The organism is Chryseobacterium contaminans (assembly GCF_001684955.1).
GTDB classification, from domain to species: domain Bacteria; phylum Bacteroidota; class Bacteroidia; order Flavobacteriales; family Weeksellaceae; genus Chryseobacterium; species Chryseobacterium contaminans.
The window spans coordinates 1-8,029 of record NZ_MAYF01000074.1 but is presented as its reverse complement, the minus strand read 5'-3'; the positions used below and the strand labels follow the sequence as shown (position 1 = coordinate 8,029).

Here is an 8,029-nt window from a genome sequence, read left to right as displayed (position 1 = left end):
TCTCTTTCAGCATATCCAGCATACTGATGGCTTCTGCTTTCTGTTGCTCTACGGTTAGATTATTTTTTGAAGGCCAGTTGATATTGGCAACACTGGCAATCCATGCGCCGCGGAATTCTCGTTTAATCTCAGGAAGAGTGGTTCTGAACGTTTCTTCCGTTTGAGTTCCTGTGGTAGGTTTTACTGCTACAGGAGGCTTAGGTTGGGTTGTATTATTGCTGGTATTAGGTTTTGTTGTATTTTTAGCAGGAGGAGTCTTCGTAACATTGTTCTGAGTGGAACATGAAGTACTGTAAGACGCAAGAACTCCCAATAAAACGATAAGTTTTAGTTTACTCATTTTCATAACCGTAAAACTACTTTAAATTATATTTTGATATTTCGGATATTCTTTTGAAAAAATAAACAATTTTTCCGATTCTTTAGAAAAAAAGCCTCGAAAAATTCGAGGCTTTTCTATATGATATTGATTGTAAATCAGGATTTGTTAAGCTTTCGCTGATCTTTCAACTCTTTTTCTTTCTTCTTCTGAAAGGATTTTCTTTCTCATTCTGATGAAGTTTGGAGTTACCTCAATAGCTTCGTCAGCCTGGATGTATTCCATACATTCTTCAAGGGAGAATAAAATTTTCGGAGCAACACCTGTATCTTTATCTTTTCCAGCTGCACGCATGTTGTTCAACTGTTTTGCTTCTACGATGTTTACTACAAGGTCTCCTGGTTTGTTTTGTTCTCCAATGATCATCCCTGTGTAGATTTCCTCACCCGGATCAACGAAGAACTTACCTCTATCCTGTAGTTTATTGATTGAATATTCAGTAGCAGGACCTGTAGTTTTGCTGATCAATACCCCATTGTTTCTTCCAGGAATAGCTCCTTTGAAAGGCTTGTATTCTGTGAAACGGTGAGCCATAATCGCTTCCCCTGCTGTAGCTGTTAACATTTGAGAACGCAATCCGATCAGACCTCTTGAAGGAATTTCGAATTCCATATGTTGCATTTCTCCTTTGGTTTCCATAATGTGAAGGTCACCTTTTCTCTGAGTTGCCAGGTCGATAACTCTTGATGCATACTCTTCAGGAACGTCAACTACTAAAGATTCGTAAGGTTCACAGCTAACTCCGTCAATTTCTCTCAGGATAACCTGTGGCTGACCGATTGTCATTTCATATCCTTCTCTTCTCATTGTTTCAATTAAAACTGATAAGTGAAGAATACCTCTACCGAATACAAGGAATGTATTGGCATCGTCAGTCTGCTGAACTCTTAATGCTAAGTTTTTCTCTAATTCTTTAGTTAATCTTTCTTTAAGGTGGTTAGAGGTAACATATTTACCGTCTTTTCCGAAGAAAGGTGAGTTGTTGATAGAGAACGTCATATTCAGAGTAGGCTCATCAATAGCTGTTCTTTCCAATGGTTCCGGATTTTCAAGATCTACGAAAGAGTCACCGATCTGGAAAGCATCAAAACCTACTACAGCACAGATATCCCCGGCCTGTACTTCAGTTACTTTTTTCTTTCCTAATCCTTCGAAAACGTAAAGTTCTTTTACTTTACCTTTCAACACTTTTCCGTCAGCCTGTGCCAGACCGATCCATTGAGATTCCTTGATCTCTCCTCTTGTTACTTTTCCGATCGCAATTCTTCCTAAGAAAGAAGAGTAATCAAGGGAAGTAATCTGCATCTGAAGGTTACCTTCTGTAACAGTTGGAGCAGGAACATATTGTAGAATACCATCTAATAATGGTAAAATATCTTCAGTCTGTTCTAATGAAGTGTTGAACCAACCTTGCTTAGAAGAACCATAGAATGTTGGGAAGTCTAATTGCTCTTCGGTAGCTTCAAGGTTGAAGAATAAATCAAATACCTGATCGTGAACTTCGTCCGGACGGCAGTTTGGTTTATCTACTTTATTGATAACCACTAATGGTCTCAATCCTAATTCCAAGGCTTTCTGAAGTACGAATCTTGTCTGTGGCATTGGTCCTTCGAACGCATCCACCAACAGGATCACCCCGTCAGCCATTTTTAATACTCTCTCTACTTCACCACCGAAATCCGCGTGACCAGGAGTATCAATTACGTTAATTTTAGTGTCTTTATAAGTAACAGAAATATTCTTGGATAAGATGGTGATCCCTCTTTCTCTTTCAAGATCATTGTTATCCATAATTAATTCTCCACTCTCCTGATTTTCTCTGAAAATGTTGGTTGCGTGGATGATTTTGTCAACCAAGGTCGTCTTCCCGTGGTCAACGTGTGCGATAATCGCAATATTTCTAATGTTTTGCATATAGGATTTTTACGAGTGCAAAAATAGTGATTTTTACTGAAAAACAATTTTATTGGATAAATAATTAACATTCTGTTTAAAATACACGTTTACAGGGGCATAAAAAAAGAGTGTTTAAAAAACACTGTGATTAACTATAAACATAAAGGTGAACCGCATGGATCTTTTACAGACGGATCGCCACAAATAGTATCCACAATATTACAATTACTGGAAGCTCCTGTGCAATAAAAGGACACCTCAAGAGAGGCGTATATTAATGCCTGATCAAGCGGTATAGTAGTACAACATCAATTAAAACCACAATGAAAAATTTCACCAGGAAAGATTTTTTGGATACTTTATGATTAAAGATGACCATTCCTGAAGCTGCGCCTATAATGCCTATTAATGAAAGCCCTAAAAGAGCATTCTCGGAAATCCGCCACTGCTGTCTTTTGGCCTGCAGCTTATCAAATCCGAAAACTCCAAAGGTAATGAGGTTGGCGATCAACAGAAAAGGAATCATACTTCAATTAATTTGCTGCAAAAATAAAACTTAATTGATATATGAAAAAGCTATAAGATCAATATCTGGTATTCTCCCCCTGTTCATGATACTTTTCAGAATAAGATTTTATAAATTTGCCACCCGTAAAAATGAATTGATGACAGTACATGATCTAGCAGGAACTTATTCTATTAAAGGAAGCAATCAGGAAGCATCCAGCCAGATGTCTTATCATGGTACGCTAATTTTATCGGTTGATGAAAACGTCCGCATTATTGCCCGATGGATCATTGGTGAGCATATCCAGAACGGTACGGGATTCTATAAAGACCATATTTTGGTGCTTAACTTCAACTATGAAGGTGATGACCAAAAAATCTATAAGGGTGTTGCAGTATACCGCTGTCTGAGCCGGGACATCCTGGACGGGTTCTGGTCTGAGAAACATGGTAACCCTCTGTATCTGGGAAGCGAGTATTGTGTACGTATTCAGGATTCATGGATTTTTAATTAATCCGTTTTTAAAACATTTCATCTTATAAAAGCCCGGAATCTTATAATTCCGGGCTTTTTATAGCTTACATACAGGCTACAAAGCTTGTCCTGCATGTTTTCCTTCTTTAAATTCTTCTACCATTTTAGCATTAAAAGCAGGAAGATCTTTTGGTGTTCTGCTTGTAACAAGGCCATTATCAACCACTACTTCTTTATCTTCCCAATGGGCTCCGGCATTAATGAGATCTTTACTGATGGATTTTACGGAGGTCATATTTCTTCCATTAACCACCTTAGCATTGATTAATACCTGTGGCCCGTGGCAAATTGCCGCAACCGGTTTATTCTGTATAAAAAAGTCTCTTACAAATGACAGCGCCTGCCCGTTTGTTCTTAGCTGATCCGGGTTGATAACACCACCGGGCAACACTAAAGCATCATATTCAGAAGCGGTCACTTCATCCAGTGTTTTATCAACACGATAGTCTTTTCCCCAGTCTTTTTCAGCCCATGATCTGATGGTTCCTGCTTCAGGACTTACAATATGAGCCGTCCATCCCTGCTGTTCCAAATACTCTTTTGGTGATTGAAGTTCACTTTCTTCAAAGCCGTTTGTGGCGAGAATTGCGATTTTTTTTGACATGATATTATGATTTTGGGTGTTATTTTTAATGAAAAGAAAAAATAATGCCGCAGTAATGTTATAAATTCCTAAAAAAGGTTAAAAGCCTCAAAATGGATCAATACACCCAATAATATCCTATTCCATAAAAAAGAGCTGCCTTGGATAAGACAGCTCAATATTATTAAAAAGTTGATTCACTTATTTTTTAGCTTTTACATCGATAGCAATTTCAATGTCTTTGCTGATCATCCATTCTGCAGGATCTGCTTCAGAAGTTCCGAATTTGATTCCCCAGTCTGTTCTGTTTACTGTGAATTTAGCCTGAATCGCTGCTGTATTGTCTGCTACATCCACTTTAGCCGGGAAAGTTACGTTCATTGTTTTTCCCATTAATGTAAGGTTTCCGCTTACTGTTTTGTTAGCTCCTGCCACTGCATCTTTTGGTGCTTCTTTCAGATCAGCTACACTTGTAATTTTGAATTCTGAAGCAGGGTTTTTCTCTACATCGAAGAAATCAGGGTTTTTAAGGTGGGCTTCAAGATCTGCCGGTTTTTTATCTTTTTCAGTTACTGATGCAGGATCAACTTTAATAGAAGTCATATCAATATTGAAGTTTCCGGCTACTACCTGTCCACCTTCAATGCTTAAATCTCCTGATTTTACATTAAGAGTTCCCCAACGTGGAGCAAAACCTCCTTTGTGGAAAGCTTTCCAGTTTACTACAGAAGCTGCAGTATCTACTGCCAATACTTCTCCTTTGCTTTCAGCAACGGCCTGCTCAGTAGCTACTGACGTCTCTGTTTTTTCTTTATTGGTACATGATGCTGCCATCAATCCTACTGCTACTAATGCGATTACGCTAATTTTTTTCATATTATTGAACTGTTTAAAAAGTTTATTGTTTTCGGGTACAAAAATAGAAAAACCTTGCGGGAGTCACCTTAACATACATCAAGAAATGTAAATTTTGCTACCGATGTTAGGAATTGTAACATGGGAAGGGGAATATAAGTGCATTTAAAATTTATTATCTTAGTGATTAATCACAACTATGCTATTAGAGAGTAATATGTTGCAGGTTATGAAGTGCGTTCAAAATTTATTATCTTAGTGATTAGTCACAGCGATCCATCTCTAACTCCAGTTAAAACAGTAGTTGTGAATTGCTTTCAAAAATTATTATCTTCGTGATTAGTCACAGCATAGGCTTTCCAGTTGGCGTATCGTTTATGGTTGTGAATTGCTTTCAAAAATTATTATCTTCGTGATCAGTCACAACAGTATTCTGACCGCTATTGTTACCGTGCCAGTTGTGAATTGCTTTCAAAAATTATTATCTTCGTGATCAGTCACAGCAAGGTATCAATACAGAACGTAGGATTAAAGGTTGTGAATTGCTTTCAAAAATTATTATCTTCGTGATTAGTCACAGCGAAAGCCTATAACAAATTTCATCAAAGTGGGTTGTGAATTGCTTTCAAAAATTATTATCTTCGTGATTAGTCACAGCTATTGTAGGAGGCGTAGGCTCAGCGTCACCGTTGTGAATTGCTTTCAAAAATTATTATCTTCGTGATTAGTCACAGCTCCTATTTATATTACCTCTTATATCCATGAGTTGTGAATTGCTTTCAAAAATTATTATCTTCGTGATTAGTCACAGCTCCTATTTATATTACCTCTTATATCCATGAGTTGTGAATTGCTTTCAAAAATTATTATCTTCGTGATTAGTCACAGCACTAAAGCGCCTTTGCATTATGCGCGTGTAGTTGTGAATTGCTTTCAAAAATTATTATCTTCGTGATTAGTCACAGCTTGCTCTTATCATCTGCTGTACTGGTGAATGTTGTGAATTGCTTTCAAAAATTATTATCTTCGTGATTAGTCACAGCTAATACTCTACGCTTTACTCGCATGTCTTCGTTGTGAATTGCTTTCAAAAATTATTATCTTCGTGATTAGTCACAGCAAGCTGCGTTAACTTTTCATCGTTAAATGCGTTGTGAATTGCTTTCAAAAATTATTATCTTCGTGATTAGTCACAGCGTAGTGTTGATATAGCCACCGTAAACTCCAGTTGTGAATTGCTTTCAAAAATTATTATCTTCGTGATTAGTCACAGCTTGATAAAAATTAACAAATGAGTAGCCTGAGTTGTGAATTGCTTTCAAAAATTATTATCTTCGTGATTAGTCACAGCAACGGGCGCAAATCCATAATCACGAACGGTGTTGTGAATTGCTTTCAAAAATTATTATCTTCGTGATTAGTCACAGCACCAGTTAGCATGATCGTACATATCCGTATGTTGTGAATTGCTTTCAAAAATTATTATCTTCGTGATTAGTCACAGCCTCAAAAAACAATCCACTGAAAATCAGTAGATTGTTTTTGTTTTTAGGATTTTAAATTTAAAATAATTCAAGCTGTTGAAAAGTTGGAGGGGGTTCTTCTTTATTTCTAGCAAAGAATATTTCAATATCTCCGAACTGCTTGTCAGTGATACACATAATAGCAACTTTTCCTGCTTTAGGAAGCATAAACTTTACTCTTTTAATATGGACTTCAGCATTTTCACGACTTGGACAATGTCTTACATACATTGAAAACTGAAATAAGGTAAAGCCATCATCAAGCAAAAATTTACGAAAGCGGTTAGCATCTTTCATATTGGCTTTAGTCTCCGTTGGTAAATCATATAATACTAAAACCCACATAATTCGGTAAGCATTAAACCTTTCGGCATTCATATCAATTCAGGATAAGAGATCAATCGTTTTTCTCCTGTATAACATTTATACAGTGATGTAACTGTTGTTTTTACAGCAACCAACAATGGTCTGGTTTTATTATCTATTTTCACATCTTTAGTTGCAATCTGTAAAATAAAAGCTTTAAATTCTTTAGTTAATTCTTCCGTTTCCGAATTGAGTGCCAGCCATTGCATTACTAATAAATCAATAAAAGGGCGATAAGGTTCCATGAGATCATCTGCCAGACAGTAAGGATTATATTTATTTTTATGAAAAATTCCTAGAACAGGAAGCAACCCCGTCTCTACAATCGCTCTAGCAACAATGCTTCTGAGAACCGAATACCCAAAATTGAAAAATTGATTGGGTGAATCTCCAAAACGCTGTCTCAGAAAATCCAGACTAATAAGATATTTCCAATAATGTTGTGCCGCAATACCTTCCATATTGGTGATATCACCACTTTTTACATTATTATGGTAATCAATCATCGGTTCATAATAGTTTCCCAGGCGTTTTAGAACCCCTATTTGGTTTTCAATTTTACATTCAACAGTCTGTTTCCAAAGTTGTTTTTTGAGGGGTTCACTGGCTTCTAATTGATCTTTAATCCGGTCGGAATGTTCTGTATGCCCATAAAGCGGAAGCATAATTCCATGGGGTAAATGATGGCCGTCACAACTCACCACTACTACATTATTTCCCATCATTTTCTGAATTAACTGATGTGAAATAGTAATTTGGAAGTGATCCAACATCAGTAATCCCAAATCTTCCACCGGAACTTTACCTTTCATTTCTTTAGTGGAAGGTTCCAAAATATACATTTGTTCATCTTTAAGTTTTAGATGAGCCGGATTGCCGATGTAGATTGAGCGGGTGACCATAATTATTATTCTCCTATTTTGGTAATTTCTCCTAAATGATTCAATCTTACTTTTATTGGATTAGTTCCAACTAATGCGCCAACGCTTTTAAATCTAAAATATCTTTTGGAATCTTTTGCTGTCGGGATATTTTTCAATTCCGTATTCTTTGTTTCCAAATGATGCCTGAAATAATAATCATTATTAGAAATACTCCAAACCAAATACAAATGTTTACTCAATAAAGATTTATCATTATTTTTTATGGCTTCATCAAATTCCTCTTGGGATAATCCCAAAATAAACATTTCATTTTGCTGCATACTGAATTTTAAATTAAGTTTATCAGCAGGTAATTTATCCAAAAATAAAACCGGAAGTTCTTTCTCTAATAACAGGTTCCAAACATCTGCAGTATTTTTAATAACAGTAGGTATATTATATTTTTTTTTTTTCTACTGCATGCCAAAATGTACAACTATGCTGAACCAGCTTATTATCTTT

8 protein-coding genes and 1 pseudogene are annotated in these 8,029 nt (G+C 36.3%); 1 reads left to right on the top strand and 8 read right to left on the bottom strand.

Annotated elements, in window-relative coordinates; all coding sequences use genetic code 11:
• From BBH99_RS06090 to BBH99_RS06080, 3 genes and pseudogenes are all read right to left on the bottom strand, one after another.
• Positions 1–340: pseudogene (locus BBH99_RS06090) on the bottom strand (hypothetical protein); the annotation flags it as partial.
• A gap of 147 nt (positions 341–487) precedes the next feature.
• A complete protein-coding gene (gene typA, locus BBH99_RS06085; RefSeq protein ID WP_066693368.1) occupies positions 488–2,293 on the bottom strand; it encodes a translational GTPase TypA in 1,806 nt (601 codons plus the stop codon).
• Positions 2,294–2,549: 256 nt separating this feature from the next.
• Entirely contained in the window at positions 2,550–2,801 is a 252-nt protein-coding gene (locus tag BBH99_RS06080) for a DUF1294 domain-containing protein (RefSeq protein WP_066693366.1), read from the bottom strand.
• 139 nt (positions 2,802–2,940) lie between these two features.
• Between BBH99_RS06080 and BBH99_RS06075 the strand changes: the two genes are divergently transcribed.
• Positions 2,941–3,297 carry a hypothetical protein gene (locus BBH99_RS06075; protein ID WP_066693364.1) on the top strand — a complete coding sequence of 119 codons (357 nt, stop codon included), beginning with the start codon at positions 2,941–2,943 and terminating at the stop codon, positions 3,295–3,297.
• A gap of 75 nt (positions 3,298–3,372) precedes the next feature.
• On the opposite strand, the gene BBH99_RS06070 is transcribed toward BBH99_RS06075, so the two are convergent.
• From BBH99_RS06070 to BBH99_RS06050, 5 genes are all read right to left on the bottom strand, one after another.
• Positions 3,373–3,921 (bottom strand): type 1 glutamine amidotransferase domain-containing protein, encoded by a 549-nt coding sequence (locus BBH99_RS06070; protein ID WP_066693362.1) that lies wholly within the window; start codon positions 3,919–3,921, stop codon positions 3,373–3,375.
• A 180-nt stretch (positions 3,922–4,101) separates the two neighbouring features.
• Positions 4,102–4,776, bottom strand: a complete 675-nt coding sequence (locus BBH99_RS06065) for a YceI family protein (protein ID WP_066693359.1) — start codon at positions 4,774–4,776, stop codon at positions 4,102–4,104.
• Positions 4,777–6,317: 1,541 nt separating this feature from the next.
• Positions 6,318–6,656: a CRISPR-associated endonuclease Cas2 gene (gene cas2 / locus BBH99_RS06060; RefSeq protein ID WP_066693356.1), complete on the bottom strand. Its 339-nt coding sequence runs from the start codon at positions 6,654–6,656 to the stop codon at positions 6,318–6,320.
• Positions 6,653–7,546: a type II CRISPR-associated endonuclease Cas1 gene (cas1, locus tag BBH99_RS06055; protein WP_066693353.1), complete on the bottom strand. Its 894-nt coding sequence runs from the start codon at positions 7,544–7,546 to the stop codon at positions 6,653–6,655. Before cas1 ends, cas2 begins: the two co-directional genes overlap by 4 nt.
• Before the next feature lie 5 nt (positions 7,547–7,551).
• Entirely contained in the window at positions 7,552–7,890 is a 339-nt protein-coding gene (locus tag BBH99_RS06050; protein ID WP_066693347.1) for a hypothetical protein, read from the bottom strand.
• Positions 7,891–8,029: the final 139 nt, after the last annotated feature.

Excerpts from the sequence above, each read along its gene's own strand:
- typA (WP_066693368.1), bottom strand. The coding sequence starts at position 2,293 with ATGCAAAACATTAGAAATATTGCGATTATCGCACACGTTGACCACGGG.
- BBH99_RS06080 (WP_066693366.1), bottom strand. The coding sequence starts at position 2,801 with ATGATTCCTTTTCTGTTGATCGCCAACCTCATTACCTTTGGAGTTTTC.
- BBH99_RS06075 (WP_066693364.1), top strand. The coding sequence starts at position 2,941 with ATGACAGTACATGATCTAGCAGGAACTTATTCTATTAAAGGAAGCAAT.
- BBH99_RS06070 (WP_066693362.1), bottom strand. The coding sequence starts at position 3,921 with ATGTCAAAAAAAATCGCAATTCTCGCCACAAACGGCTTTGAAGAAAGT.
- BBH99_RS06065 (WP_066693359.1), bottom strand. The coding sequence starts at position 4,776 with ATGAAAAAAATTAGCGTAATCGCATTAGTAGCAGTAGGATTGATGGCA.
- cas2 (WP_066693356.1), bottom strand. The coding sequence starts at position 6,656 with ATGAATGCCGAAAGGTTTAATGCTTACCGAATTATGTGGGTTTTAGTA.
- cas1 (WP_066693353.1), bottom strand. The coding sequence starts at position 7,546 with ATGGTCACCCGCTCAATCTACATCGGCAATCCGGCTCATCTAAAACTT.